22 protein-coding genes are annotated in these 26000 nt (G+C 66.2%); 3 read left to right on the top strand and 19 right to left on the bottom strand.

Features of this window, described 5'->3' with window-relative positions; translation table 11 throughout:
- Positions 1-74 precede the first annotated feature (74 nt).
- Genes treY through F792_RS0104875 form a run of 3 tightly spaced genes read left to right on the top strand, consistent with a single transcriptional unit; the run spans position 75 to position 6407 of the window.
- On the top strand, positions 75-2798 hold the full coding sequence (treY, locus tag F792_RS0104885) for a malto-oligosyltrehalose synthase (RefSeq protein WP_018168607.1): 2724 nt from the start codon (positions 75-77) through the stop codon (positions 2796-2798).
- A complete protein-coding gene (gene treZ / locus F792_RS0104880; RefSeq protein WP_018168606.1) occupies positions 2795-4579 on the top strand; it encodes a malto-oligosyltrehalose trehalohydrolase in 1785 nt (594 codons plus the stop codon). Before treY ends, treZ begins: the two co-directional genes overlap by 4 nt.
- 4 nt (positions 4580-4583) lie before the next feature.
- Positions 4584-6407, top strand: coding sequence for a glycoside hydrolase family 15 protein (locus tag F792_RS0104875; protein WP_018168605.1), 1824 nt, complete (start codon positions 4584-4586; stop codon positions 6405-6407).
- Positions 6408-6474: 67 nt separating this feature from the next.
- Here F792_RS0104875 and F792_RS0104870 read toward each other — a convergent pair whose 3' ends face one another.
- From F792_RS0104870 to F792_RS0104775, 19 genes are all read right to left on the bottom strand, one after another.
- The gene (locus F792_RS0104870) at positions 6475-7041 is read right to left on the bottom strand and encodes an SgcJ/EcaC family oxidoreductase (RefSeq protein ID WP_018168604.1); all 567 of its coding nucleotides are present in this window, start codon (positions 7039-7041) and stop codon (positions 6475-6477) included.
- Positions 7042-7194: 153 nt separating this feature from the next.
- The gene (locus F792_RS0104865; RefSeq protein ID WP_018168603.1) at positions 7195-8172 is read right to left on the bottom strand and encodes a LysR family transcriptional regulator; all 978 of its coding nucleotides are present in this window, start codon (positions 8170-8172) and stop codon (positions 7195-7197) included.
- A gap of 74 nt (positions 8173-8246) precedes the next feature.
- Positions 8247-10568, bottom strand: coding sequence for a nitric oxide reductase activation protein NorD (locus tag F792_RS0104860; protein ID WP_018168602.1), 2322 nt, complete (start codon positions 10566-10568; stop codon positions 8247-8249).
- Between the two features lie 18 nt (positions 10569-10586).
- Positions 10587-11390 (bottom strand): CbbQ/NirQ/NorQ/GpvN family protein, encoded by an 804-nt coding sequence (locus tag F792_RS0104855; RefSeq protein WP_018144344.1) that lies wholly within the window; start codon positions 11388-11390, stop codon positions 10587-10589.
- Between the two features lie 61 nt (positions 11391-11451).
- A complete protein-coding gene (locus tag F792_RS0104850; RefSeq protein WP_018168601.1) occupies positions 11452-11844 on the bottom strand; it encodes a hypothetical protein in 393 nt (130 codons plus the stop codon).
- On the bottom strand, positions 11841-12476 hold the full coding sequence (gene parA, locus F792_RS0104845; RefSeq protein ID WP_018168600.1) for a ParA family partition ATPase: 636 nt from the start codon (positions 12474-12476) through the stop codon (positions 11841-11843). The genes F792_RS0104850 and parA overlap by 4 nt, the downstream gene beginning before the upstream one ends.
- Positions 12477-12535: 59 nt before the next feature.
- Positions 12536-12817, bottom strand: a complete 282-nt coding sequence (locus tag F792_RS0104840; protein ID WP_018168599.1) for a 4a-hydroxytetrahydrobiopterin dehydratase — start codon at positions 12815-12817, stop codon at positions 12536-12538.
- A 35-nt stretch (positions 12818-12852) separates the two neighbouring features.
- Positions 12853-13275 carry a bacterioferritin gene (locus tag F792_RS0104835; protein ID WP_018168598.1) on the bottom strand — a complete coding sequence of 141 codons (423 nt, stop codon included), beginning with the start codon at positions 13273-13275 and terminating at the stop codon, positions 12853-12855.
- Positions 13276-13285: 10 nt separating this feature from the next.
- The gene (locus F792_RS0104830) at positions 13286-13600 is read right to left on the bottom strand and encodes a BMC domain-containing protein (RefSeq protein WP_026289304.1); all 315 of its coding nucleotides are present in this window, start codon (positions 13598-13600) and stop codon (positions 13286-13288) included.
- Positions 13601-13666: 66 nt separating this feature from the next.
- On the bottom strand, positions 13667-13960 hold the full coding sequence (locus F792_RS0104825) for a BMC domain-containing protein (protein ID WP_012982276.1): 294 nt from the start codon (positions 13958-13960) through the stop codon (positions 13667-13669).
- 31 nt (positions 13961-13991) lie between these two features.
- Entirely contained in the window at positions 13992-14291 is a 300-nt protein-coding gene (locus tag F792_RS0104820; protein WP_012982275.1) for a BMC domain-containing protein, read from the bottom strand.
- A gap of 45 nt (positions 14292-14336) precedes the next feature.
- Positions 14337-14669 (bottom strand): carboxysome peptide B, encoded by a 333-nt coding sequence (locus F792_RS0104815; protein WP_018168596.1) that lies wholly within the window; start codon positions 14667-14669, stop codon positions 14337-14339.
- A 4-nt stretch (positions 14670-14673) separates the two neighbouring features.
- Positions 14674-14925 (bottom strand): carboxysome peptide A, encoded by a 252-nt coding sequence (locus F792_RS0104810; RefSeq protein WP_017940626.1) that lies wholly within the window; start codon positions 14923-14925, stop codon positions 14674-14676.
- A gap of 17 nt (positions 14926-14942) precedes the next feature.
- The gene (locus tag F792_RS0104805; protein ID WP_018168595.1) at positions 14943-16352 is read right to left on the bottom strand and encodes a carboxysome shell carbonic anhydrase; all 1410 of its coding nucleotides are present in this window, start codon (positions 16350-16352) and stop codon (positions 14943-14945) included.
- A gap of 165 nt (positions 16353-16517) precedes the next feature.
- Complete coding sequence (locus F792_RS0104795; protein WP_026304847.1) at positions 16518-19466, bottom strand: CsoS2 family carboxysome shell protein; 2949 nt, start codon at positions 19464-19466, stop codon at positions 16518-16520.
- A 161-nt stretch (positions 19467-19627) separates the two neighbouring features.
- Entirely contained in the window at positions 19628-19960 is a 333-nt protein-coding gene (locus tag F792_RS0104790) for a ribulose bisphosphate carboxylase small subunit (RefSeq protein ID WP_018168592.1), read from the bottom strand.
- Between the two features lie 68 nt (positions 19961-20028).
- Entirely contained in the window at positions 20029-21453 is a 1425-nt protein-coding gene (locus tag F792_RS0104785) for a form I ribulose bisphosphate carboxylase large subunit (protein WP_018168591.1), read from the bottom strand.
- A gap of 317 nt (positions 21454-21770) precedes the next feature.
- The gene (locus F792_RS0104780) at positions 21771-24869 is read right to left on the bottom strand and encodes an efflux RND transporter permease subunit (protein ID WP_018168590.1); all 3099 of its coding nucleotides are present in this window, start codon (positions 24867-24869) and stop codon (positions 21771-21773) included.
- A 15-nt stretch (positions 24870-24884) separates the two neighbouring features.
- Complete coding sequence (locus tag F792_RS0104775; RefSeq protein WP_018168589.1) at positions 24885-25994, bottom strand: efflux RND transporter periplasmic adaptor subunit; 1110 nt, start codon at positions 25992-25994, stop codon at positions 24885-24887.
- Positions 25995-26000 lie beyond the last annotated feature (6 nt).

The raw sequence follows: 26000 nt of genomic DNA, 5'->3' as shown, positions 1-26000 counted from the left end.
TTCGTTCGGGATGTGGTCCATATTCGGGTTAGCGGCCGGATTGCCCGGCCGGCCTGCCTTCGGGACGGAGGGCGATGCAGGGATCCATCAGCAGTACAGGAAGCGCGGGGTCCGCGGACGGCCGCGAGAGACGACAGGCCCAACCCGAGCGAATCGCGACTTGTCGCCTGCAGCTGCACCCGGGGTTCACGCTGGACGACGCTGCCGCGATTGTTCCCTATCTCGCGCGGCTGGGGGTTTCGCATGTCTATCTTTCGCCGATCCTGCAGGCGGTGCGCGGCAGCACCCACGGCTATGACGTGGTCGACCCCTCGCGCGTCAACGAAGAGCTTGGCGGCGAGCCAGCACGCCAGCGCCTGTGCGCGGCGCTGGCGGCGGCCGGGATGGGCCTGGTACTGGACATCGTGCCCAATCACATGGCGGTGGCCGGGGACCAGAACCCGTGGTGGTGGGATGTGCTGGAGAACGGCCCGTCCAGCCCGTTTGCGACGTACTTCGACGTCGACTGGGAGTCCTCGGAGGAGCGCTGGCCAAACAAGGTCCTGCTCCCGGTGCTGGGCGATCATTACGGCCGTGTCCTCGAGGCCGGCGAGATCCGCCTGCAATATGGCGCCGGGCTGTTCGACCTCGCCTATTACGAGCACCGCTTCCCGCTGGACCCCTCCTCTCTCAACGAGCTGCTCGCCCGCGCCTGTCGCGCCACGGGTATCGAACTGCTGGGCTTTCTCGCGGAATCCTGTGCACGCCTGCCACAGCCGCATCTGATCGCACACCATTCGGTGCAACGGCGCCACCGCGACCAGGACGTGATCCGCCAGCTTCTGGACGACACGACCCGCCAGAACCCGGCGGCCGCCGAGGCGATCGCGACCGAGGTCGAGCGGATCAACGCCGACCCCGATGCCCTGGATGCGCTGATCGAGAAGCAGAACTACCGGCTGGCCTGGTGGCGCACCGCCGGCCGCGACCTTGGCTACCGGCGGTTCTTCGACATCAACGACCTGGCCGGGCTGCGGCAGGAGAAGGAGGAGGTCTTCCAGGCCGTGCATGCGTTGCCGGTCCGCTGGGTGGCGGAAGGCTCGGTGCACGGCCTGCGGGTCGACCACCCGGACGGACTGCGCGACCCCCGGCAGTACTTCAGCCAGTTGCACCGCGCCTGTCCGGACACCTGGATCGTCGCCGAGAAGATCCTCGAGCCCGGCGAGCAGCTGCCGGACGACTGGCCAATCGCCGGCACCACCGGCTACGACTTCCTCAACCGCGTGCAGGGGCTGTTCGCGGACCCGGCCGGCGAGACCCCGCTGACACGGCTGTTCGCGGAGCTCACCGGCGAGGAGGCCGACTACCCGGGACTGATCTACGAATCCAAGCGACAGATACTCAAGGACCTGCTCGGCAGCGAACTCAATCGCCTGAGCTCGCTGTTCGTGGATATCTGCGAACGCCACCGCCGCCACCGCGACTACACCCGTCACGAGCTGTACCTCGCCCTGCTGGAGGCGGCGGCCTGCTTCCCGGTCTACCGCACCTATGTCACCCCACGCGAAGGCGGCGTGACGGCGGCCGACGTCGGCTGCGTGGAGACCGCGATCCAGCAGGCCGCCGAGCGCCGCCCGGAGCTGGACAGCGAGCTGCTGCAGTTCCTGCGCAACCTGCTCCTGCTAAGCATCCCGGGCGAGCGCGAGACCGAGCTCGCCCTGCGCTTCCAGCAGCTGACAGGCCCGGCGATGGCCAAGGGCGTGGAGGATACCGCGCTGTACCGCTTCCACCGCCTGACGGCACTCAACGAGGTCGGCGGCGACCCGGGAAGCTTCGGGTTGTCGGTGGACGAGTTCCACGAGGCCAGCGCCCGGGCCCGGGCGCTGCACCCCGAGGCGATGCTGGCCACCTCAACCCATGACACCAAGCGCAGCGAGGACGTACGCGCCCGCCTGCTGCTGCTCTCCGAGATGCCGGAGGCCTGGGCCAGGAGCGTGCGTCGCTGGATGCGTCACAACGCCTGCCACCGCAGTGGCGGGTGGCCGGACCCGGCCACCGAGTACCTGTACTACCAGACGCTGCTCGGTGCCTGGCCGATCGACGCCGAGCGCATGACGGCCTACATGGAAAAGGCCTCACGCGAGGCCAAGCAGCACACCAGCTGGACCCATCCGCAGGAGGACTACGAGCAGGCCCTACGCGATTTCGTGGCCGGCACCCTGGACGACCCGGGGTTTCGCGAATCGCTGGAGTCGTTCCTGCAGCCGCTGGTCGGCCCCGGCCGCACCAACAGCCTGGCGCAGACCCTGATCAAGCTCACCGCACCGGGCATCCCGGACATCTACCAGGGCAGCGAGCTGTGGGACCTGAGCCTGGTCGACCCGGACAACCGCCGCCCGGTGGACTTCGACACGCGGACCCGCCTGCTGGAGGAACTCGCGCACCTCTCGCCGGCACAGATCAACGCCCGCGGCGACGAGGGCCTGCCCAAGCAGTGGGTGGTGCACCAGGCCCTGGCCCTGCGCCGCCGCCACCCGGAGTGGTTCCGCCCGGATGCGGCCTGTACCCCGCTGCGCGCCAGCGGCGAACGCGCCGGGCACGCGGTCGCCTACCTGCGCGGCGAAGGGGCGCTGGTGCTGGTGCCGCGCCTGACACTCGGGCTGGCGGGCGACTGGGGCGGCACCCGGCTTGCGGTTCCACCCGGCACCTGGCACAACCGCCTGTCCGGCGCGGCGTTGCAAGGCGGCGACTACCCGGTCGCGGAGATCCTCGATGCGTTTCCGGTGGCCCTGCTCGAACGCGAGGAGGCCACGTCATGACCACCGTTAGCGTGTGGGCCCCCGAGGCGCATCAGGTCGAACTGGAGTGCGGTGGCAGCCGCATGCCAATGGACCGCCGCGCGGACGGCTGGTGGTCGCTGCAGACCTCGCGGGTGGTGCACGGCAGCGACTATGCCTTCCGCGTCGACGGCAACGGCCCGTTCCCCGACCCGCGCTCCGCCTGGCAGCCGCAGGGCGTGCACGGCCCGTCGCGCTGGCTGGAGCATTCCCGCTTCGTCTGGAACGACGCCGGCTGGCAGGCGCCGCCGCTGGCCGCGGCGGTGATCCAGGAGATCCACGTCGGCACTTTTACCCCGGAAGGCAGCTTCGACGGCGTGATCGACCACCTCGATCACCTGGTCGACCTCGGCATCACCCACCTGGAGCTGATGCCGGTGGCGGCATTCCCCGGCGAGCGCGGCTGGGGCTACGACGGGGTCGACCTGTACGCACCGCACCACGCCTACGGGGGCCCCGATGGCCTGAAACGGCTGGTGGATGCCTCCCACCGCCGCGGCATCGCGGTGCTGCTGGACGTGGTCTACAACCACCTCGGGCCGGACGGCAACTACCTGGCGCAGTTCGGGCCCTATTTCACCGACCACTATCAAACCCCCTGGGGCGACGCGGTGAACCTCGACGGCCCGGACAGTGACCCCGTGCGCCGCTTCTTCGTCGACAACGCCCTGATGTGGCTGCGCGACTACCACATCGACGGCCTGCGCATCGACGCGGTACACGCGATTGTCGATACCTCGGCCACCCATTTCATCGAGCAGCTCGCCACCGAGGTGCAACGCCTCGGGCGCGCGCGCGGGCGGCACCTGGTGGTGATCGCGGAGAACGACCGCAACGACCCGCGCGTGGCACGGCCGGTCGAGGCCGGCGGCTACGGGCTGGACGCGCAGTGGAACGAGGACTTCCATCACGCACTGCATGCCCTGCTGACCGGGGAATCCGACGGGTACTACGCGGACTTCGGACGCCTCGCGGATGTCGCCCGGGCGCTGACGCGCGGCCTCGTCTATGACGGGCGCTACTCCCACTACCGCCGGCGTACCCACGGGCGACCAGCCTCCGACCTGCCCGGACGGCGTTTCATCGGCTGCCTGCAAAACCACGACCAGATTGGCAATCGGGCCCTGGGGGACCGAATCAGTGAAGGCGGCTCGCCGGGACTACTGAAGATTGGCGCAGCCCTGGTGATGACCAGTCCCTTCGTGCCCATGCTGTTCCAGGGGGAGGAATGGGCGGCCGCGACGCCGTTTTTGTATTTCACCGATCACACGGACGCCGACCTGGGGCGCGCGGTGACCGAAGGCCGCCAGCGCGAGTTCGCGGCCTTCCGCCGGGGCACCGATCCCGGCAACGTCCCGGACCCGCAATCCATCGAGACCTTCGAACAATCCCGCCTGGACTGGGACGAGCTCGAACGCGAGCCGCATGCCGACATCTTGCAGTGGTACCGGGCCCTGATCGCCCTGAGGCATGCCCACTCGGCGTTCGGCGACGACCGTCTGGAGGCGATCGAGGCGCATTTCGACGAGGCGGCACGCTGGTTGATCGTGCACCGGTCGGGACTGCGGGTGGTGTGCAACCTGCACCCTGCCCCGCAACGGCTGGCGTGCCCGGGCGCCGCGGCCGGTCACCTCCTGCTCCAGTCCGATACAGGTATCGTGGTGGGTCCGGACACCCTGGAGCTGCCCGGCGAGTCCGTCGTGATCCTGGACGCGCCTGCCCCCTCCTGCCTGCCCGGCCAACCGTCCATGTCAAAGGAGTGATCCAGTGACCGTATCCGACCGCCCCGTACACCGCATTGACGGCTACCTGCCGATCGAGGAGCACGGCCTGATCGGGAACTGCACGACTGCCGCCCTGGTCGGTCGCGACGGGACCATCCCCTGGATGTGCGTCCCCCGCTTTGACTCCGAACCCTTGTTCTGCGCGCTGCTGGATCACCAGCGCGGCGGCGCCTTCACCGTGGCCCCGGAACCCCTGGTCACCTCGCACCAGCGCTATATTCCGGATACCGCCGTCCTGATCACCGAGATGACCGGACCAGAGGGGCGCGTCCGGGTGACCGACTGCCTGCCCCTGCGCGCAGGGGCCGACCTCTCCGAGGACGCACCCGCTGGACGGAACGAGCTGCTGCGCCGGATCGAGGTGCTGGAGGGCCGGGTACACCTGCGGGTCCGCGTCACACCCCGGGGCGGGGCGGATTTGTATCCGCACGGGGCCGGGCTGGGCCTGGCGTTGCACCGCCAGCCGGACCTGGAACTGGCCCTGAGCTCGTCCCTGCCGCTGGAGGACGCGGACAGCCTGCATGAACTGGAGGCCGGGGAGCAGCATCACGTGCTCCTCGGGTGGGGGCCGCATACGCATCGGTTCCAGCCCCGCACCCCGCAGGACCTGCTCGAGGCCACCCTGCTGGTCTGGCGACGCTGGATGACGCACTTCAGCTATGAAGGGCCTCGCGAAGACCTCGTCCGCCGCTCGGCTGTCACCCTCAAGCAGATGGACTACACCGCGACCGGGGCCATGATCGCGGCACCGACATCCTCCCTGCCGGAGGCGATCGGCGGCCCGCGCAACTGGGATTACCGCTACGCGTGGATCCGCGATGCGGCGTTCTCGGTGTATGCGATGAGCGATATCGGCATGACCCACGAGGCCGCCGGGTTTATCGGCTGGGCCCTGGACGCCGTCGATCGCGCGGGCTGGCCCCGGGTGCTGTACGACGTGGACGGCCACCTCCCGCAACCGGAGCGCAGCGATCCCGAACTGGAGGGCTACCGTGGTTCGGGGCCCGTGCGCTGGGGGAACGGCGCGGTCGAACAGCGCCAGCATGACGTGTTCGGGGAGATCCTCGATTGCGCCTGGCGCTGGGTACGCTGGGGCGGCACGCTGGACGATCACCTGTGGCAGCGCCTGCGGCGCCTGGTCGAGTCCGCCAAGACCGAATGGAAAAACCCCGACCACGGGATCTGGGAGGTCCGCACAGCCGGACGACCGTTTACCTACTCCGCCGCCCTGTGCGCGGTCGCGCTGGAGCGCGGGGCTGCGCTGGCCGAGAGCAACGGCGTGCAAGGCGACAGTGCGCTCTGGCGCTCCGAGGCGCGGCAGATCCACGAGGCGATCCTGGAACAGGCCTGGGACCCCGAACTCCAGAGCCTGACCGAACATCTGGGCGGCGGCGGCATCGACGCGAGTCTGCTGGCACTACCCGGACGCGGCGTCATCCCCGCGGATCACCCGAAGATGGTCGCCACTACCGAGGCCGTCGTCCGGCGCCTGGGTGCCGGCAACGGCCTGCTCTACCGCTATCTGCCGGAGGAATCCCCGGACGGACTGCCCGGGCACGAGGGTGCGTTTGTGCTGTGCAGCTTCTGGCTGGTCGACAATCTGGTCGGGCAGGGTCGACTGGAGGAGGCCCAGGCGCTGTACGACTCCCTGTGCGACCGCACCAATGCGCTGGGTCTGCTCCCGGAACAGATCGACCCCGCTAGCGGCGCTTTCCTCGGCAACTTCCCGCAGGCGTTCAGCCACGTCGGCCTGATTTCGAGCGGCATCAAGCTCGCGCGGGCGCTGGAGCGAAGCCGGGAGCGTTGAGAACAGTCAACTTACGTTAAGCGGTGCCCGAGGCCCGAAAGGCCTCCGTACTGGGGAGACACCCTCTTCAGGCGGTCGGCATCATCGAGGAGTGGTGATGGACGATCTTCCATCCCCCGTCACGGTTCTCGTAGACGAAGGTGTAGCGCGCGGGGACTTCCTTGGTCTCACCGCCATCCGTCACGCGAAAGGTGTAGGTGCCGGCATCGGTGAGCTTGTTGCAGCCAAGCTTCACGTTGCGGGTGTTGATCGTCCCAAAGGGCTTCTTCTCCAGGAAGTGCTCGAAGTAGTCCTGGATCTCGGCGTGCGTGGTGCGCGGGACGTTGGAGACGGTCGGGAGCAGAACAGCGTCCTCGGCATAGCGCTCGGCGACCTTGCGCGCGTCACCCGTCTGCAGGGCCGCGTTCCAGCCCTCGAACAGTTCCTCGGCCAGTCGGCGGGTCGCCGGCGCACAGACCACGCAGCTCTCGTTGGCCGGGGTATCGATCGCGCCGAACCGGGGATCACCGCCGGTCCCGGTCACCGGATGGTGCTGGTCGCGGTGCGAGGCGCTCAGGCTCAGGCGCGCGCGCGGCGCCTGGTCGGCGTTGATGAACTGGGTGCCGCTGATACGCGGTCGGCTGCTCGTGGTCACTGACTGATCTCCGAGTTCGGCCGTTAGCGGCCGGGTAATCCGTGAATTGTAAGGTACGCTCCCGGGCCTGTCATTCCGGACCCGCCCCGAATGCCGCCGCTGCCAGCGCCCCCCGGCAGATCGGGCCGCTGCGCTTGCAATGACCGCTTGTGGTCAGCTCGCCTGGGCCTTGAAGGCCGCAAGGAGATCCTCGACCTGGCCGCGCACGCGCGCCTCGTCCTGGATCGCGAAGTCGAGAAAGGTCTGCGCGACCACCGACAGGACCTTCTGCCTGGGGTGAACGATGTGCCACTGGCGGTGAATCGGGAAGTGCTCCACATCCAGCAGTGCTACCGGCCCGCCCGCCCCCTCCGCGCTGAGGGTGTGCAACGACAGCACCGCAATCCCCAGGCCGCCGATCACCGCCTGCTTGATCGCCTCGTTGGAGCCGAGCTCCATGCGCACCGTCGGGCTGATCCCGTGCTCCTGGAACAGCTTGAGGGTTGCCTCGCGGATCCCGGAGCCCGGCTCGCGCATCAGGAACGTCTCCTGTTCCAGGCGTTCGATCGGGATGTTGCGCTGTCCGACCAGCGGGTGATCGCGGCTGGCCATCACCACCAGCGGGTTCGGCGCGAACGGATACACCGCGATGTCGGTCAGCCGTTCGGGCACGTGTCCAATGATGTACAGATCGTCATCGTTGTTGGCCAGGCGCTGCAGCACACGGTCGAAGTTGCTGACCTCCAGCGACAGTTCAATGTCCGGATAGCGCTTGGCGAACTGCCCGAGGATCGTCGGCGCGAAGTACTGCGCGGTGGTGATCACCGCCAGGCGCAGCCGCCCCCGCTTGAGCCCGTGCATCTCCGCGAGCTTCATCTCCAGGTTGGTCAGCGCGCCGAGCATCTCGCGGCAGGTGTCGTACAGCAACAGCCCGACCTCGGTGGGGAAGGCCTTGCGCCCAACGTACTCGAACAGCGGCAGGCCGAGGGCGCCGGAGAGCTTCTTGATCTGGATGGAGACGGTGGGCTGGGTCAGGTAGAGCTCTTCCGCCGCGCGGGTAAAGCTACCCAGGCGCACGATCGCTTCGAACACCTGCAGCTGGCGCAGGGTGGCGTGCCGGATCAGGTGCGCCGGCAGTTCGGATTTCAGCATCACCTGCGGAAGGCCGGACTCCTTCTGCGGTGTCGTGCCGGTCCCTTTCCTGGCCATGCTAGTACCCGTGACCCCTACCGGGTGAGACCGGCGTACAGCATCGGCAGCTTTTCCGGGAGCCGTTCGATACGATCCAGCACCATGAAGTGCTGTGCCCCGAAGATCCGTTCGACGTACTCGTCGGCGTTCGGGTCCAGGCTGATACAGAAGCTGTAGACGCCGTTCTTGCCCACTTCTTCCACCGCACGCTTCGCGTCCTGACGCAGGTACTGCGGGTCGCGCACATCGGTATCCGCCGGCTCGCCGTCGGTCACGATCAGCAACAGCTTCTTCTGCGTCCCCTGTTGCTGCAGCAGATGCCCGGCATGCCGAACGGCCGCGCCCATGCGAGTGGAAAGCTGCCCCTTCATCCCGGCCAGTCGTGCCCGGGCGTGATCGTCGTAGGGGGCGCCGAAGTCCTTGAAGCGGTAGTACTCGACATCGTGGCGACCATCCGAGGCAAAGCCGTGGATGGCGAAGGGATCGCCAATCTTGGAGATTGCCCCGCCCAGCAGAGCGGTAGCCTCGCGCGCCAGCTGAACCACACTGGTGTCCGTACCCTGGACCATCTCGTTGGTGGACTCGGACAGATCCAGCAGCACCAGCACCGACAGATCGCGAACCTGGCGGATATTGCGCACGTAGATGCGCTCGTCGGGCTGCCGCCGCATGCGCAGATCGATCTGTGCATCGACCAGCGCGTTCAAGTCCAGCTCGTCGCCCTCGGCCTGCTTGCGCAGGCGCTGGACGCCCTGCGGTTGCATCGCCTCGATCAGGAACTTCAGGCGCGAGATCAGCGGCTTGTGCTTTTCGTTAATCGCGTCGATCTCGGCCACGTCGCCCTTCTGCGGACGCCGCTCCAGCAGGGTGACCCAGTGCGGCCGTTCCAGCTGCATCTGGTAGTCCCACTCGTGGTAGTGGTAGGGCAGCGAGATCGGCTCCTTGCCCTCCTGCTGGTTGATGCTTTCCTCTTCGCCGTCCCGGAACCATTCGGTCGCCAGCACCATGATCATCTGGGCATCGTCCCCAGCGCCAGGGACATCGAGGGTGTTGATCATCTCCATGGGGGTCACGTAGACGCGTTCCTGGTTCGAACCGCTGGCCATCAGCGTCTCGAAGTCGTCTTCCTCGCGCCCGAACGCCCACATGTAGCGATTGTCGTCACGGTAGAGCACATCCGGCGCGACCTGCCGCGGGTTCATGTAGCCCTGTTCCGGAAATTCCGGCGCCAGGGCCTCGGCCAGGGCGCGCGCCAGGCCGGGGGCCTCGAGATCCTCCGTCCGTTCGGCCAGCGCCGCACGGGCCCTGGTCACGAACGGATGGTCGTCGCGGTAGTCCGGGTCCAGCAGGGCCCGTGCGGTGCGGGCCAGCAGGGCCTGCGGCGCTTCACCGTCGTCCGGGGTCGCGGTATGCAGGGGTGTCCAGAGGTTGCGCAAACCCGGGAAACCCTGGCTTGCCAGGGCCTCCACGCGGGCATCCTCGAACAACTCGGTCAGCACGCCGGTCACGCCGCGCGGCGCCTCCTCTGGCTGCATTTCCCGCGTGTAGACCACATGGGCCGCGGCATGGGCCGCCGCCGCACGGTAGAGATCGAGCCCGGTCAGGCCTTCCCAGTCGTCGAAGGCATCCGGCAGGAAGATCGTGAAGCCCTCGATATAGGGCTTGTAGCCCTCGCGCGACTCGAAGTCGCCACTCGTCGGCCGCATGAAGAAATCGCGCGCCCAGAGCGAACGCAGGTAGAGGTTGATGCGCCGCTGCACATCCACGAACAGCGTGCCGCGTCGCTCCTTCTGGAATACTGAACGGGACTCGGGCGATTCCAGACCAAAATAAGCGATCTGTTCCTCGAGGTCGGTACGGTGGGCCTGCGCGCCCCAGGTCGCCCAACGGCGCAACCCGCCCAGCGTCAGTTGCGAAAGCAACTCGTCGAGGCGTTCCAGCATCGGCCGAACGCCGCGTGGCGCCTGCCCCAGCAGGTTGTCGACCAGGCGCAGATATCCCCCGAACAGGCGCAGGTCGCCCAGGCGTCGCGCCGCAATCGGGCTGGTGGAGATCAGCAGGGTAATGACCGCCCCACTCGTCTTGGAGTACATCTTGATCGCCGAGCTCACCAGCTCTCCGACCGCATCCTCGCCCAGCTCCTGCGCCAGATCCGGCGCCTCCTGGACGAAGGCCACGACCATCTCCGAACCTCGCCCCAGGGAGTGCAGGCTGCGTGCGCCTTCCAGGTAGTAGCGCTTCAGACCACCCGTACTGAAGGCCCGCGTCGCTTCCTGCCACGAGGCCTCGAGTACCTCGGCGGCCTGCCCCCCGAGGTCCTCGAGGAGGTCCTGGTATTCCTCCAGATGGATGCTCATCGTGTCCGGCGCACGCGCCTAGAAGAACGTCGTGACGGCGGAGTCGAGGGCGTCGCGCATGTCCGGATCGTCCGTGATCGGACGCACCAGGGCCATGCGGCAGGCGGCCAGCGGCGCGACTCCCTTCGCAATCAGCGACGCGGCGTACACCAGCATGCGGGTCGAGATCCCCTCGTCCAGCCCGTGGCCCTTCAGATTGCGCGCGCGCTCCGCGACGCTGACCAGCTTGCTGGCCATGTCCTCGTTGACCCCGCCTTCGTGGACCACAATCCGCGTTTCGGTTGCGTGATCCGGGTAGTTGAAGTCCAGCGCGCCGAAGCGCTGCTTGGTCGACTCCTTCAGATCCTTCATCAGGCTCTGATAGCCCGGGTTGTACGAGATCACCACCTGAAAATCCGGATGCGCCTCGACCATCTCGCCCTTCTTCTCCAGCGGGAGCATGCGACGATTGTCGGTCAGCGGGTGGATCACGACGGTCGTATCCTGGCGCGCCTCGACGATCTCGTCGAGGTAGCAGATCGCCCCGTGGCGTGCCGCCTGGGTCAGCGGGCCGTCCTGCCAGCGCGTGCCGTTGGCATCCAGCAGATAGCGCCCCACCAGATCCGAGGCGGTCATGTCCTCATTACACGAGACGGTAATCAGCGGCTTGCGCAGCTTCCAGGCCATGTGCTCGACAAAGCGCGTCTTGCCGCAACCCGTGGGGCCCTTGAGCATCATCGGCATGCGCACCGAATAGGCAGCCTCGTACAGCTCCACCTCATCCGCCGTGGACTGATAGTAAGGCTCCTCGGTGATCAGGTGATCGCGTAGTTCGTCCTGCATGTTTCGACTCCTCAATCAGAAAGGCCGGGGCGCAAGCCCCGGCCACCGGCACGCATCGGCGTCAGTCAGGCCAAACCCGATCCGGATGCAACGCGTTGCCGCCCTTGTTCGCCTTCGGCTCCTTCTTTGCAGCCGGCTTTTTCCGGCCCGGGGTTGCCTTGGCCTGGGTCGACTGGGCGGTCGTCCCCGTCTTCCTCGTCGCTGCCGGCTTCTTGCGCGCCGTGGCCGCCTTGCGGGCCGGAGCCTTGCGGGTCGTGGTCGCCGCCTTCTTGGTGGCGGCCGCCTTGGTACTCGCGGCAGCCCGCGGGCTGCTGCTCGCCGGCTCCTGGCTCGTGTCCTTCTGTGCCGCGGCCGGCGCGTCGGCCGTGGCCGTGTTGTCCGGGCTCTTGTCCTTGTCCTGGTCCTCGCGCGCACTGCGCACGCCGGCTGCCAGCTTGTCTTGCAGATTGCTCATTGCGACACCTCCTCGATGATGGCTTCGATCTCCGCCGCCGCCGCCTCGCCCGGCTTGCCCAGATCAAAGACGGAACAGCCTTCCAGCGCAGAACGCCGATATATGGCCCGCCGGCGGAGCGACTGCTCCAGGGCGGGGATGTCGATCTCCATCAGTGCGTGTTTCATCGCACGCGACAGCGCACTGCGGACTTCGAGCTGATTAATCACGATGTAGGGGCGCAGGGCGGGATTCCTGAGCTTGGCCTCTTCGAGCCCGCGCCCCATACGGACGCTACCCCACAGATCCACCGGCGACGGAAGCACCGGGATCAGGACCTCGTCCGCGGCCGCCAGGGCACCGGTGACGGCCCCGCCCTCGAGCGTCGGCGGGCAATCCACCACGATGTGGTCGTAGTCCTTGCGCAGGGCCTTCAACTCGCGGTCGAGGGGCCCGGCAACCGCAAACACCGACGCCGCAAACGGACGATCCTCGGAGGCCATGCGGGCCCATTGACCGGCCGAACCCTGAGGGTCAGCGTCGACCACCAGCGTGCGGCCCCGCCGGGCCAGCCCCGCGGCCAGGTTCATGGTCAGGGTGGTCTTGCCAGTGCCGCCCTTCTGATTGACTACCGCGATTACCCTCGAACCCACGCAACAGCCTCCTGCGGAAGGGGACCGGGCTCAACCCGGCCCATCAAGAATCCCCCGGCTCAGCCGGTGGTGGCATCGGCCAGGCGGTCGACTTCAAGGGCAAAGGCCTTGTCGCCTTCCCCAAGCTGTTCGCCATCACGGGCGTCGATCGTGATGTTCACGTAGGTCGTGCCGAAGCTGATGTTCGGATGATAACCATCCTGCTCCGACAGCTCGGCCACGTGGTCTAGAAACTTCCGCGTGATGCCGTAGCGGTCGAACGTGAACTGTTTGCTCATGGACGCCGAGGTCCCCTTGCCGGGTTCCCACCCGGCCGGAACCACGAGATCGGTATCCGCCATTGCCTACTCCGCTTGTGTTGCCGCGTCCGCGCTCGTCACGCGGTGCTGCCTTGGGCATCGATCTCGCGCACGTGTTCCAGTTCATCCTCGAGGATGCTCTCGAACAGCGCCGCATCATCCACCGCACCGACGCGCCGGCAATAGACGGCTGCTTCGTCGTACAGACGAATCGCCTCCATCTCCAGCTCGCGCGAGTGCGCCAAAAGCTCGGCCATGGAGCGACCAAGCCGCACCGGCGCCAGCTGGCTACCGTTCGGCGCCACCCCGTAGTGGAACATGCGAGTCATGAAGCGATCCGCATGATCCAGCTCTTCCTGGGCGTCCCGACGCAGGCAGTCGCTTACGTCAGTCATCCCCCACATCGCGGTCAACCGCGCCTGGGCCAGGTATTGCTGCACCGCCGACAGCTCGTGTGCCACCGCCCGGTTCAGGTACCCCACGATCCGTGGATCGGACATGGATGTCGCCTCAGCTGGCCGAACCGCCGGCAGTCGGTGCCGTCGGCAGGATCCCTTCCACTTCCGAATGCACGCGAGCAATGATGTGCGCAGCCACCAGGCCGTCACCCACACGCTCGCAAGAATCCGCGCCCGCACGCACAGCGGCGTTCACGGCACCGGTTTCACCACGGACCAGGACGGTCACGTAACCGCCACCGACAAATTCACGACCGATCAGGCGCACTTCGGCGGCCTTGGTCATCGCATCCGCGGCTTCGATCGCCGGGACCAGACCACGGGTCTCGATCATGCCAAGGGCCACACCAGAAATTTCGTTAGCCATCATCTACCTCTTCATGAAAAAGCCGTCGGGCCCGATCCGGGCCCGACGGGGTTCGGCCGCCGTGAGTTACGGCTTTTCCGGGAGGATGTTTTCCACCTCGGAATGGACGCGAGCAATGATGTGCGCAGCCACCAGGCCGTCACCGACACGCTCGCAGGAATCCGCACCGGCACGCACGGCGGCGTTCACGGCACCGGTTTCGCCACGGACCAGCACGGTCACGTAACCACCACCCACGAACTGACGCCCGATCAGACGCACCTCGGAGGCCTTGGTCATTGCGTCCGCGGCCTCGATCGCCGGCACCAGACCACGGGTCTCGATCATGCCGAGTGCCACACCAAAGTTTTCGCTAGCCATTACTCAACTCCTATCAAGCGTTACTGATTATTTACTTTTCAACCTGCTCGGGCAGGATGCTTTCCACTTCGGAATGCACGCGGGCGATGATGTGCGCGGCCACCAGGCCGTCACCCACGCGCTCGCAGGAATCCGCACCGGCACGCACAGCGGCGTTAACGGCACCGGTTTCGCCACGGACCAGCACGGTCACGTAGCCGCCACCGACGAACTGGCGACCGATCAGACGCACTTCGGAGGCCTTGGTCATTGCATCGGCCGCTTCAATCGCCGGCACCAGACCACGGGTCTCGATCATGCCCAGCGCCACACCAAAACGTTCAGTTGCCATTGTCTTCTCTCCTGGATTTACGGTTTTTTAAAACAAAAATGACGCTCACGCCGCCTTGCGGGAACCAGCAGAGCGCTGTGCATCGGTCTGGTCTTGTCCTGCCACGTCCTTCGACCCTTCCGTCTTCTTACCACCATCGTCCCAGTGGTCGATGATGCCGCCGATCGTCAAATCGGTCTGGATAGTGTTGTCGTCCAGCGCGAGCCGCGCGGCCGACCCGCTGATGGTGAATACCCAGTTACCCGGATGCGCCCCGACCGGATCCACGGCCACACTGAGCGCGCCCTTCTGGTCGACCAGCACGCGCAGCGAAATGGTGCTCAACCCGTCGACGCGACGGGTCACCACCAGTTCATCCTGCACCTGCATGATTTCCATGGAGCTACTGCTCCTCCCAGTAATCGATGATCCCGACGATCGTCGCGTCACTCGGGTAGGACTTGTCACCGGCCGCTTCGCGCGCCGCCGAGCTGCCCACTACGATGACCCAGTCCCCGGGCACGCACCCGACCGCATCGACCGCCACGGTGCGCGGCCCACCCGCCTTTTCCTGAACCACCAGCAACGGCCGGTGCCCCAGATCGCGGATGCGGTTGGTCGAAACCAGCGTCTTCTCAACCTTGCAGATCTTCATTCCCGTTCCCGTGTGCGTCAGGCGGCCAGTGGTTCCAGACGGCTTCCGCTGCGTTTGTCGCGGATCACCATGTGGCAGCCGATCAGGCCCTTTTCAGCCAGGTCGCGATAGCGATCCATGATCGTGTTGCGAATCCGGCGACAACGCGCCTCGACCCGCTCCCGCGATCCCGGCACCTTGCGGTCGTAGCGGTAATGCACCACCACCGGAATTGGCAGGCCGCGCTCGACATTCAGCTTGCGAAAAATCTTGTTCACGCCGACATCCATCCCCTCGGCGCCCTCTTCCATCGTCTCCAGGTGAGCGAAGTACGCGAAGTTGCGAACCTGCATCTCCTCGATTTCCTGGCCGACGATAATCACACGCTCGCGGTGGCCGACATCGGCGTAATGGCCTCCGTGATAGCGCGCCACATAATCCAGCTGCGAAATATTGCTCAGCAGCAGCCGCGAGATCAGGCGCAGCATCCCTTCATGCGGCGCGCCGTTACCGCGCCCCCAGCCCTGCTGGTGAATCGTGTCCTGGATCGCCTGATACACCCGCAGCGATGCGGTCTGTTCGTCCAGCCCCTGCGTCGCCCGGTACAACTCCGCGCTTTCCACGAAGCGATACAGGCTCATCCGTGTGTCCGCGTCCGGGATGTGGATCTTGATCGCATCCGTATCGGTATCCACCCCGATTAGCAGCGTGTCGACCGAGGCCCCACAGCAGTAGGTGTTCTCGATCGCCTGACGAAACGCGCGCAGCTGGTGCAGGGCGCCGTCCGCCGCATCGCGCTCGCTGTTGCCGTGCGCCGCGCAGCCCTGATGCAGCGGATCCGCGCCACTGTAGTGGTAAGCCGCAATCTTCAGATAGCGGCTGGGGACATCGGCCGTGGTCGGCCGCCCCTCACGGAAGCGCAGTAGTTCGCGTTTGGTCCAGTGACGTACGTCCTCTTCGATGTCGAACTGCGCCCCGGCGTAACTCTTCACTCGCACCGCGAGATCAGGAAGCCGCAGGATGAAGCGGCGCAACCCCAGCAGTCGGCCGTCCGAGCACGGGGAGATGTCCACTTCGTGGAAGTCGCAGTCGAGGAAATACGCAATTGCGCTTTCCGCTTCGGCGACCAGGTCATCACGGCCGGCCCAGTATTCGTTGACCACCTGATCGAACAGCTCGAACGTCCCGTGCAGATACAGTTCGCGCGTATCCAGATCGTTGATCCAGGCATCTTCCAGCGCCTTTTGCGGCAGCTGATACCCCAGGCGCTCCTCGACGATCGCCTGCGCCCGCGCCTCGAAGTCCCGCTCGTGCTGCAGCGCATGCACCTCCTTGAGCACCGGAACCAGCTGCGCGAAGCGCTCCCGGAACCCCTGCTCGAAGGCGTGCAACCGCTCGTTCATCGGGACATCCGCCAACGCGTGACCCGCGGTCAGTTCGCGCGCCATGTCCGGAGACGACGAGCCGCAGGCCGGCACCGCGGACACCGGGACCGCACTACTCGGCGCCGCGGCGCGCGCAGCCGCAATCCGGGACTTCGCGAAGCGCGAGCCCATGGAGCTGTTTTTGCGGCGACCACGCACCATGACGTTCTTCAGAGTCCTCGCCTGTCCTTAACCGCGCGCCCCGCCGGACAGCGTCACCAGAGAACCGGCGTCGCTGTTCCCGGAGGAACCCGTGATCCTGCTCGTGGGCGCTTCCTTGCGCTCGAGTTCCCGATTGATATAAGCGCTGCGGCCTTCACCACGCGGGTTACCCTTCTGCGTCTGGTTGCGGCGCGTCGAGAAGCCCTCGGTCCCGGTCACGTGGTCACCGCGCCCCCAGTCGTCGCCGGTAATGGAGACGCCATTGCTGCTGCCGTTCAGCGTCACCCGGTTGGCACCGACCTTCTCCGCTTCTTCCACCGGCTCCGCGGCCACGGACTGCTTGCTGGCGCCATAACGGAACTCTTCGGTGCCGGAGACCAGACCCATCGCCTTGTTAATGGAACCGGTCAGGCTTCCGCTACTGCCATAGGCCGTCCCCGTCACGCGCTCCCGACGCTCTGCGGCGACCCGCGCCGGGGTGTCCACGCTGAAGCCGGCGTTGGGCATCGGGCGAGAAGCGGCTTGCGCCACTGGCTGCGCCGGCGCGGCCTGCATGCCCATCCCTTCCGGGCGCAGACGCGGATGCAGACTGCTCGCGGCACTGGCGCAACTCTTGGCAAATTCGTTACCGCCCACATACGGGGAACCGGACACGTCCTGACAGGCGCCCCGTTCGGTACCGGTCACGCGCTTGTCGTAGCCCGGTTGGCTGCCGGACAGCGAGTGCCCCGGCGTGGACTGGCGCTCGGCCACACGGGTCCCGGCCTCCTTCGAATCCTGCGTATCGCAGAACTGGTCGTACTGATCCGGACCGATATAGGCCGTGCCGCTCACCGGCTTGCAGGCGCCATATTCGTCACCGGTGACCCGCGAGGAACGCCCGATCGCCGAGCCGGACACAATCTGCTGATTCCAGGTACGGCCCACAGTCACTTTCTCCGGGCTGGCTTCCGGGCGCTGACCGCCACAAAAGGCGTCATAGTGCTCGGAGCCGGCATATTCCGTGCCGGTGATCGGCTTGCAACCACCATATTCGTCACCCGTCACGTGGATCGAATGATCCACCTGGGTACCGGAAACCTCGCGACCCCGCAGGGTGTGCATTACACCGACCTTGGGGACGCCCCCGGCGTCCGGGCGCTCGCACAGTTCACCAAAGTCGGACTTGTTGTAGTACGGCGTACCGGTCAGCGAGGCACAGGAGCCGCGCTCGTCGCCGGTTACATGCCGGCTACGCCCCACGGCCACACCCGTCACGCTCTGGTCTTCCATGGTGTGCGACTCCTGGACCTTGGCCGGGGCCGGCTCCGGGCGAGTACCGCAAAAGCCCTGGAACTGCTCGGTGCCCAGATACTCGGTCCCGGTCACCGGTTTGCAGCTGCCATATTCGTTGCCGGTTACGTTCACGGAGCGCCCGACTTCGGAACCGGTCAGCTCACGACCGCGAAGCGTATGCATTACGCCAACCTTCGCCGGCGCCCCGTTCGACTTTCCCGTGTTACAGGGAACCTCGCTGGCCGCGGTGTTCAGGTACTCAGTACCGGTCACATCGCGGCAAGAGCCGGCTTCGTCGCCGGTAACGCTCGGGCTACGCCCGACCGAGGTGCCCGATACGCCTTCCCCTTGACGGGTGACCATCACGCTGGTTCGGGCCGGCCCGGCCTGCGGACGCGTGCCGCAGAAGCCTTCGTATTGTTCGGTACTGAGATATTCGGTGCCGGTGATCGTCTCGCAGGACCCACGCTCGTCGCCGGTCACACGGTTCGACCGCCCTACTTCGGTGCCACTGACGGACTGGCCGTGCGCCGTGTGCGAAGCGCCCACCTTAGGCGGATTACCTGCGGGGGACACGCCACAGTAACGCTCGTAATGTTCCACCCCAAGGTATTCGGTCCCGGTGACCGACGAGCAGCTGCCCGCCTCGGTGCCGGTAACGCCGGAGCTCCGCTCGACTTGCGTGCCACTGACGTGGCTGCCGGCGAGCGTGGTGCCCTCTTCAACCTTCGGCGGCACATCGCCCTCGACGGGGCGTGGCCGGCCACAGGGACGCCCCGGCTCGGAGGAGCCACGGCCCAGCTTGCACAGTTCTTCACGGCGCTGCCGAGCGACTTCGCGGGCGGACATCCCTTGGCGCTTGGCGGCCTTCCAGGCGCCTTCCTGCGGCATGGTGCCGCGGGCCTGACCGCCGTTAAAACGCCGACGCTGGGCCTTCTTGCCGCTCTGCGCCATGGCATCCCGGCGCGCCATACAGATCGCGCGAACCTCCGAGATCATCGGATGCGGACCGGCGGCTTCGCCCCCGGACTCGACCTTGTGGCACAGCTGGTCCAAGCCGCTTTCGACCACCGCGGCGTCGCGGCTCGGGGCGCTGTTTACCGACGCATCGCGCTCGGCCTTCTCGCCCTTGCAGCCGCAGCCGCAATCCTTCTTGGATTCCTGGGTCGCGGCAGCCACCGGTTCCGATCCCTTGATGCGATCCCCACGGCGCGGTTCCGGCGCAACGGCCTTCTTCCCTTCCGTGGAAAGCGCCTGACGCCGCAGGCGGCAGATCTCGCGACCGCTCATGTTCGAGCAATCGACCTCGACGTTCTGCGACTGGGCCAGCGCTTCCAGCTGGCGCGAACGTTCGGCGCCGGCGGGGGCCATGCCACCCGCGGCCTGCGCACGCGTGTTGGTTCGGCCCACAGCCTTCTTGCCCTGGCGCGCCATCTTCTGGCGGCGCTCAAGGGCGGCCTGGCGGCCATTCGAGATACCCGTGTGCGCGCCCGGTTCCGGGCGGCGCTCGGGGGTGGTGTCGCGGGTCTCGACGGAGACCTGCGACGAGGATTCACTGGAGTGCATCTCCGGCTCCCGCGCCTGGGGTGCCGGGGCAGGGTCCGCCTTCGCCTGGCGCGCATCTCGCGCAGCCCCAGCGGAGCGGCTGCTCCCTTTGGTTTGGTCGGTCGACTTCACGGCAGCCTTGCCATTGCGAGACATGGCTTTGCGCCGTTCCAGGGCACGTTCACGCCCCGAGAGACCTTCAGACGCAGATGTCGGATTACTCATGGCACTTCCTTACAGTTGGCGGCAGCAACGGTAAATAACGCTTTACTGAACTGCCGGGCCCGAAGGCGGACCCGGCAGGTACCGGGCCCTAATTAGCGACCGCGATCGACCACGAAGGCCGTGCCCTGACTCTGGGCGTAGTTATCGTAGGCGAGGAAGCGAACCATCATGCCGGGGTTGGCACGGCGGCACTGCTCGATCTCGCTCAGCACGGTCTCGACGGACTGCTCGCCGAACATCGGGAGCTTCCACATGTACCAGTAGTTGGACATGGCGTGTTCTTTTTCGCTGTACTCGACCGCCGGATTCCAGCCCTGGGCAATGGCGTATTCGATCTGACGGCGAACCTGATCGGCGTTCATCTCGGGCAGGTAGGAGAAGGTCTCGTACTTCTGCACCGGCTTGAAGTTCTGAATATCGGACATGTCGTTAATCCTATGCGCTTGTTCTCTGAAGGTGCGGGCAGCCACTCAGGCCGCCCGCACACGGACGATCACTTGTGTTGGACGTCCAGCTTGTCGGTGGTGTCGAACTCGAACTTGATTTCCTTCCACGTTTCCATGGCGATCTTCAGTTCGGGACTGTGCTGGGCGGCCTGGGTCAGGATCTCCTTGCCTTCCTTCTCGATCTCGCGACCCTCGTTCCGCGCCTGGACGCAGGCCTCGACGGCCACGCGGTTGGCGGTCGCGCCCGGAGCATTGCCCCACGGGTGGCCCAGGGTGCCGCCACCGAACTGCAGCACGGAGTCGTCGCCGAAGATGGAGACCAGGGCCGGCATGTGCCAGACGTGGATACCACCGGAGGCCACGGCGAACACGCCCGGCATGGAACCCCAGTCCTGATCGAAGAAGATGCCGCGCGAGCGGTCTTCCGGGATGAAGGATTCACGCAGCAGATCGATCCAGCCAAGCGTCGCGGCGCGGTCGCCTTCCAGCTTGCCGACCACGGTGCCGGTGTGGAGGTGGTCGCCGCCGGACAGACGCAGGATCTTGGCGAGCACACGGAAGTGGATACCGTGCTTCGGATGACGGTCGATAACCGCGTGCATGGCACGGTGGATGTGCAGCAGCATGCCGTTGTCGCGGCACCAGTTGGCCAGGCCGGTGTTGGCACAGAAACCGCCGGTGATGTAGTCGTGCATGATGATCGGTGCGCCAATTTCCTTGGCGTACTCGGCACGCTTGTACATTTCTTCCGGGGTCGGCGCGGTGACGTTCAGGTAGTGACCCTTGCGCTCGCCGGTCTCGGCTTCGGCCTTTTCGGTCGCTTCCTGGACGAAATCGAAGCGGTCACGCCAGCGCATGAACGGCTGGGAGTTGACGTTTTCGTCGTCCTTGGTGAAGTCGAGACCGCCACGCAGGCACTCGTAGACGGCACGGCCGTAGTTCTTCGCGGACAGACCCAGCTTCGGCTTGATGGTGCAACCCAGCATCGGGCGGCCGTACTTGTTCAGGCGATCACGCTCGACCTGGATACCCATGGGCGGACCGCCACAGGTCTTCACGTAGGCGATCGGGAAGCGCACGTCTTCCAGGCGCAGCATACGCACGGCCTTGAAGCCGAACACGTTACCGACCAGGGAGGTGAACACGTTCACCATGGAGCCTTCTTCGAACAGGTCGATCGGGTAGGCGATGAACGCGTAGAAGGACTCGTCGTCACCCGGGACGTCCTCGATCATGTACGCCCGACCCTTGTAGTAATCCATGTCGGTCAGGAGGTCGGTCCACACCGTGGTCCAGGTACCGGTGGAGGACTCGGCTGCCACAGCGGCGGCAGCTTCTTCGCGGTCGATACCGGGCTGCGGGGTAATCTTGAAACACGCCAGCAGGTCAGTATCCAGCGGCGTGTATTCGGGCATCCAGTATGTTTCGCGGTAATCCTTGACGCCCGCGGAGTACTTCTTGGCGGCAGACATGTGGCCTTCTCCTACGCGTTGGTTAATCGTGATGGTCGCCTAGATTAGGGAGGGCAATCACTAATAACAAATAAATAATCTAGATGCGACCGATAGACAATCGTTTATATAAAAGCCGGGCAGCGGGAGGGCCGCTGACCGGCAGGGGTTCGGGTTCGCAAGGATGCAGTCAGGCGCCGAAACGCCGACCGCGACCCATTGCGGACGTCGATTGTAGTCGAAGACCGTAGCCGTTGCATGCCTTCGGCGCGACCCGCCGCACAGGCCCTGTGACGGGCCGCCGGGAACGCCCCGTCACGCAGCAACGACCCCGGGTATCAGGACGTGGAGGCAGTGGCGGGCTCTCCGTCACCGGCGGCATGGTGATCCCGCGCCAGGTAGAGATAGATGGCGGGCACCACGAACAGGGTGAACAGTGTCCCGATCGCCATGCCGCTCGCGATCACCAGGCCCATCGCGAAACGCGAGCCGGCACCGGCCCCGGCGGCCATCAGCAAGGGCACCATCGCCACCACGGTCGCGGTGGTGGTCATCAGGATCGGCCGCAGGCGCAGGGCCGACGCCTCCTCGATGGCTTCGCGCAGCGTCCGGCCCTGGCGTTGCAGCTGGTTGGCGAACTCCACGATCAGAATGCCGTGCTTGGCAATCAGGCCGATCAGGGTCAGCAGGCCCACCTGGGTATAGATATTCAGCGAAGTCACCCCAAGGCTGATGAAGATCAGTGCCCCGGCGATCGACATCGGCACCGTGGTCAGAATGATCAACGGGTCGCGGAATGACTCGAACTGAGCAGCCAGGACCAGGAAGATCACCAACAGGGCAAAGAAGAAGGTGACCACCAGCTCACTGCCCTCGGCCTTCAGCTGACGCGACTGTCCGGCATAGTCGACACTGACATCCGGTGGGAGCACGTCGGCGGCAATCTCGTCGACGATGTCCAGCGCCTCGCCCAGGGTCACCCCCGGCCGCGGCACGCCCGACAGGGTCACGGCATTGAGCTGCTGGAAGCGCTTGAGCGAGCGCGGGGTCACCGTTTCTTCCAGTGTCACGATGCTGGATAACGGGATCGGCTCGCCGTCACGGGTACGCGTGAACAACTCTTCCAGCTGCTCCGGATTCAGGCGCTCGCTGCGCTGCACCTGGGGGATCACGCGATAGCTGCGGTTCTCCATCGCGAAGCGCCCGGCAAACCCGCCAGACAGCATGGTTGCCAGATCGGCATTGAGCGTGGCCATGTCGATCCCGAGCTGGGCGGCGCGTTCGCGGTCGATCTTGAGATCCACCTGCGGCTGATCGAAGTCGAGATCGGAGTCCATGAAGATAAAGCGCCCGGTCGCCATCGCCCGCTGCATGATCTCGCTGGCGAACTGCTCCAGCTCCTCGAACGAACCGGTGGAGCCGAGGACCACACTGACCGGTGCACCGTCGCCCGGAGTGGGCAGCTGCGGCGGCTGGATCGCGAACACCTCCAGCGCCGGGATGCGGTCCAGGCGTGGCTGCAGCTCCTCCTGCAGGATGGTCTCGGTATCCCGATCACGCTGATCCCAGGGTGCGAGGACGAAACCGCCCAGGGCCTGGTTGCCGGCACCGGCGATGCCCGGGCCTCCGCCAAAACCGTTCACGATAAAGATGTTATCGAGCTCCGGGATTTCGTCGAAGAAGCGGTCGGTCAACTCGGTGTTGCGTTCCAGCCAGTCCAGGCCCATGTAGGCGTCGCCTTCCATGATGGAGAACGCGAAGCCCTGGTCCTCCGGCGGCTCCAGCTCGCTCTGCGAGGTGACGAACAGGAAGTAGCAGGACACCAGCACGATGGCACCGAACACCGCGATGGTGAAGCGGTCATTCAGCGCCCCATGCAGGCGCCGACGATAGCGTTGCTGGAGGGAGTCGAAGCGTGCATCCAGCCAGCCTTCGATCCGTCCGCGCTTCTCGGTGGCGCCATCGCGCAGGATCTTCGAGCACATCATCGGCGACAACGTGATCGCGACAATGCCCGAGATCACGACAGTCGCCGCCAGGGTGAACGCGAACTCGATGAAGAGCGTCCCGGTCAGCCCGCCGATGAAGCCCAGCGGCAGGAACACCGCCACCAGGGTGGTCGACATCGCCACGATCGGCCAGGCGAGTTCGCGCGCCCCCTGGATCGCCGCGTCCATGCGCGACATCCCCTCCTCGATATGGCGGGAGATGTTCTCCAGCATGATGATGGCGTCATCCACCACGATGCCGATGGCCAGCACCATCGCCAGCAGGGTCAACAGGTTCAGCGAGAACCCCATCAGCAGCATCAGCATGAAGGTGCCCACCAGCGACAGCGGCACCGCTACGGCCGGGATAATCACGCTGCGCAACGAGCCGAGGAACAGGTAGATCACCACCAGCACGATCCCCAGCGCCAGGCCGATGGTCACCAGCACCTCGTCGATCGCACTCTGGATGTAGTCCGTGGAGTCGTAGACGATCTCCCCTTCCAGCCCCGAGGGCAGGCGCGGCAGGATGCGCTCGTCGAATACGTCGCGGACCTCGGCAATCACGTCCAGGGCGTTGGCATCCGGCGCCATCTCGATACCGACGAAGGTGGCCGCCTCGCCATTGAAGCGCACCGAGGTGTCGTAATTCTCCGAGCCCAGCTCCACCTCGGCCACGTCGCCCAGGCGCACCAGGTCGCCGTCGGTCTCGAACAGGATCAACTGCTCGAACTCCTCCGGACGACTCAGATCGGTATCCGCCGTCAGGTCCAGCCCAACCATGGAACCCCGCGTCTGGCCCACGGCGGACAGCACATTGTTGCGCTCCAGGGCCTCGCGCACGTCGCGCCCGGTCACACCGAAGGCGGCCATGCGATCGGCATCCAGCCAGGCGCGCATCGCAAAGCTCTGGGCACCCAGGATCTCGGCTCGCTGCACGCCGTTGATGGTCGCCAGTTCCGGCTGCACCTCGCGGATCAGGTAATCGGTGGTCTGGTTGTTGGACAGCCGTTCGGAGTAGAACGACATGTACATTGCGGCCACGTCCTGCCCCACGGACAGATCCACCACCGAGTCCTCGGCCTCCGCCGGCAGGTCGCTGCGAATCTTGTCCACCTGGGCCGCGATCTGCGTCAGGGCCACGTTGGGATCGTAGTCCAGCTCCAGATGGGCCTCGACGATGCTGATCCCCGCGCGGCTGGTGGAGACGAGGTAATCGATCCCCTCGGCCTCGGCCACCTCGCGCTCCATCGGCGTGGTGATGAAGCCCTGCACCAGATCGGCATCCGCGCCGATATACGCGGTGCTGACGGTCACCACCGCGTTCTGCACCTCGGGGAACTGGCGCACGTTCAGGTCAAATACCGCGCGCACCCCGAACAACAGGATGAACAGACTCACCACCGTGGCGAGCACCGGCTTCTGGATGAAGATATCGGTAAAGCGCATGCCAGCGACCCCGCTCTAGCGGTTCGCCGGGCGCGGGTCGCGCTCGGCATCGGGCTGGGCATCCTCGGTGATCTCGACCGGGGAGTCGTTTTGCAGCTTGAGCAGGCCACTGGCCGCGATACGCTCACCCGGCTCCAGCCCGTCAAGGACCTGCACCAGATCACCGCGGCGCGCGCCGGTCTCGATCAGGCGTTGTTCCACCCGCAGCTGGCCTTCGTCGTCCTCCGCGATCACGAATACCGATTGCCCCCAGGGCGCAAAGCGGATCGCGGTCTGCGGCGCGACCACCGCCTCCTCGGACTCCCCGCGATCCAGCGTCACCCGGGCGAACTGCCCCGCACGCAGGCGACCCTGTTCGTTTTCCAGCAGGGCCTGCACGCGGAACATGCGCGAGGCCGCGCGGACCCGCGGCTCGATGGCCGTGACCTCGCCGGTGAACTCTTCGCCAAAGGCATCCACCTCCACACGGACGTCCTGACCCAGGGCGATCTCGCCCAGGCGGCGCTCCGGCAGGGTGAAATTCACATACAGCGGCTGCAACGCCTCCAGCACCACGATCGGATCCCCGGGCCCGACGAACTGCCCGACGCTCACCTCGCGGATACCCAGCTCGCCCGCGAACGGCGCGCGCAGGCTCTTCTGCCGGATGCGCGCCTCCTGCGCCTTCACCGAGGCCTGGGCCTGCTCGGCCTCGGCGACCCGGCGCTGAAATTCCGAATCCGAGATGTCGTTGCGCTCGATCAGGCCCCTGGCGCGCTCCAGCTCGCGGCGCGCCAGGCGCTCGCCGGCCCGCAGGTTGTCGAGCTCGGCCTCGTCCAGGGTGGTATCCAGGTCCACCAGCGGATCGCCGGCCTCGACCCGCGCCCCGTTCTCGAAGTGGATCGCCTGGACAATGCCCTGCGCCTCGAAGCTCAGGGTCGCGCCCTGCACGGCCTCCAGGCTACCGATCGCACGCACCTGCGGAGTCCAGGAGTCCGTCGACACCTCTGCGGCGTTGATGGTCACCACGGGCTCCGGCATATCTTCGAAGTACTCTGCGATCTGCTGATCGACAAAGGCCTTGAAGCCGAAAATACCGCCGAGCACGATGGCCACCGCCACCAGCATGAGGATAAAACGCTTCATCAGGGT

Source organism: Thioalkalivibrio sp. ALMg9, assembly GCF_000380625.1.
GTDB classification, from domain to species: Bacteria; Pseudomonadota; Gammaproteobacteria; order Ectothiorhodospirales; family Ectothiorhodospiraceae; genus Thioalkalivibrio; species Thioalkalivibrio versutus.
This window is presented reverse-complemented; position numbering and strand designations above follow the sequence as displayed.

Excerpts from the sequence above, each read along its gene's own strand:
- treY (WP_018168607.1), top strand. The coding sequence starts at position 75 with ATGCAGGGATCCATCAGCAGTACAGGAAGCGCGGGGTCCGCGGACGGC.
- treZ (WP_018168606.1), top strand. The coding sequence starts at position 2,795 with ATGACCACCGTTAGCGTGTGGGCCCCCGAGGCGCATCAGGTCGAACTG.
- F792_RS0104865 (WP_018168603.1), bottom strand. The coding sequence starts at position 8,172 with ATGCTGAAATCCGAACTGCCGGCGCACCTGATCCGGCACGCCACCCTG.
- F792_RS0104860 (WP_018168602.1), bottom strand. The coding sequence starts at position 10,568 with ATGAGCATCCATCTGGAGGAATACCAGGACCTCCTCGAGGACCTCGGG.
- F792_RS0104855 (WP_018144344.1), bottom strand. The coding sequence starts at position 11,390 with ATGCAGGACGAACTACGCGATCACCTGATCACCGAGGAGCCTTACTAT.
- F792_RS0104850 (WP_018168601.1), bottom strand. The coding sequence starts at position 11,844 with ATGAGCAATCTGCAAGACAAGCTGGCAGCCGGCGTGCGCAGTGCGCGC.
- F792_RS0104840 (WP_018168599.1), bottom strand. The coding sequence starts at position 12,817 with ATGGCGGATACCGATCTCGTGGTTCCGGCCGGGTGGGAACCCGGCAAG.
- F792_RS0104835 (WP_018168598.1), bottom strand. The coding sequence starts at position 13,275 with ATGTCCGATCCACGGATCGTGGGGTACCTGAACCGGGCGGTGGCACAC.
- F792_RS0104830 (WP_026289304.1), bottom strand. The coding sequence starts at position 13,600 with ATGGCTAACGAAATTTCTGGTGTGGCCCTTGGCATGATCGAGACCCGT.
- F792_RS0104825 (WP_012982276.1), bottom strand. The coding sequence starts at position 13,960 with ATGGCTAGCGAAAACTTTGGTGTGGCACTCGGCATGATCGAGACCCGT.
- F792_RS0104820 (WP_012982275.1), bottom strand. The coding sequence starts at position 14,291 with ATGGCAACTGAACGTTTTGGTGTGGCGCTGGGCATGATCGAGACCCGT.
- F792_RS0104815 (WP_018168596.1), bottom strand. The coding sequence starts at position 14,669 with ATGGAAATCATGCAGGTGCAGGATGAACTGGTGGTGACCCGTCGCGTC.
- F792_RS0104810 (WP_017940626.1), bottom strand. The coding sequence starts at position 14,925 with ATGAAGATCTGCAAGGTTGAGAAGACGCTGGTTTCGACCAACCGCATC.
- F792_RS0104805 (WP_018168595.1), bottom strand. The coding sequence starts at position 16,352 with ATGGCGCGCGAACTGACCGCGGGTCACGCGTTGGCGGATGTCCCGATG.
- F792_RS0104795 (WP_026304847.1), bottom strand. The coding sequence starts at position 19,466 with ATGTCTCGCAATGGCAAGGCTGCCGTGAAGTCGACCGACCAAACCAAA.
- F792_RS0104790 (WP_018168592.1), bottom strand. The coding sequence starts at position 19,960 with ATGTCCGATATTCAGAACTTCAAGCCGGTGCAGAAGTACGAGACCTTC.
- F792_RS0104785 (WP_018168591.1), bottom strand. The coding sequence starts at position 21,453 with ATGTCTGCCGCCAAGAAGTACTCCGCGGGCGTCAAGGATTACCGCGAA.
- F792_RS0104780 (WP_018168590.1), bottom strand. The coding sequence starts at position 24,869 with ATGCGCTTTACCGATATCTTCATCCAGAAGCCGGTGCTCGCCACGGTG.
- F792_RS0104775 (WP_018168589.1), bottom strand. The coding sequence starts at position 25,994 with ATGAAGCGTTTTATCCTCATGCTGGTGGCGGTGGCCATCGTGCTCGGC.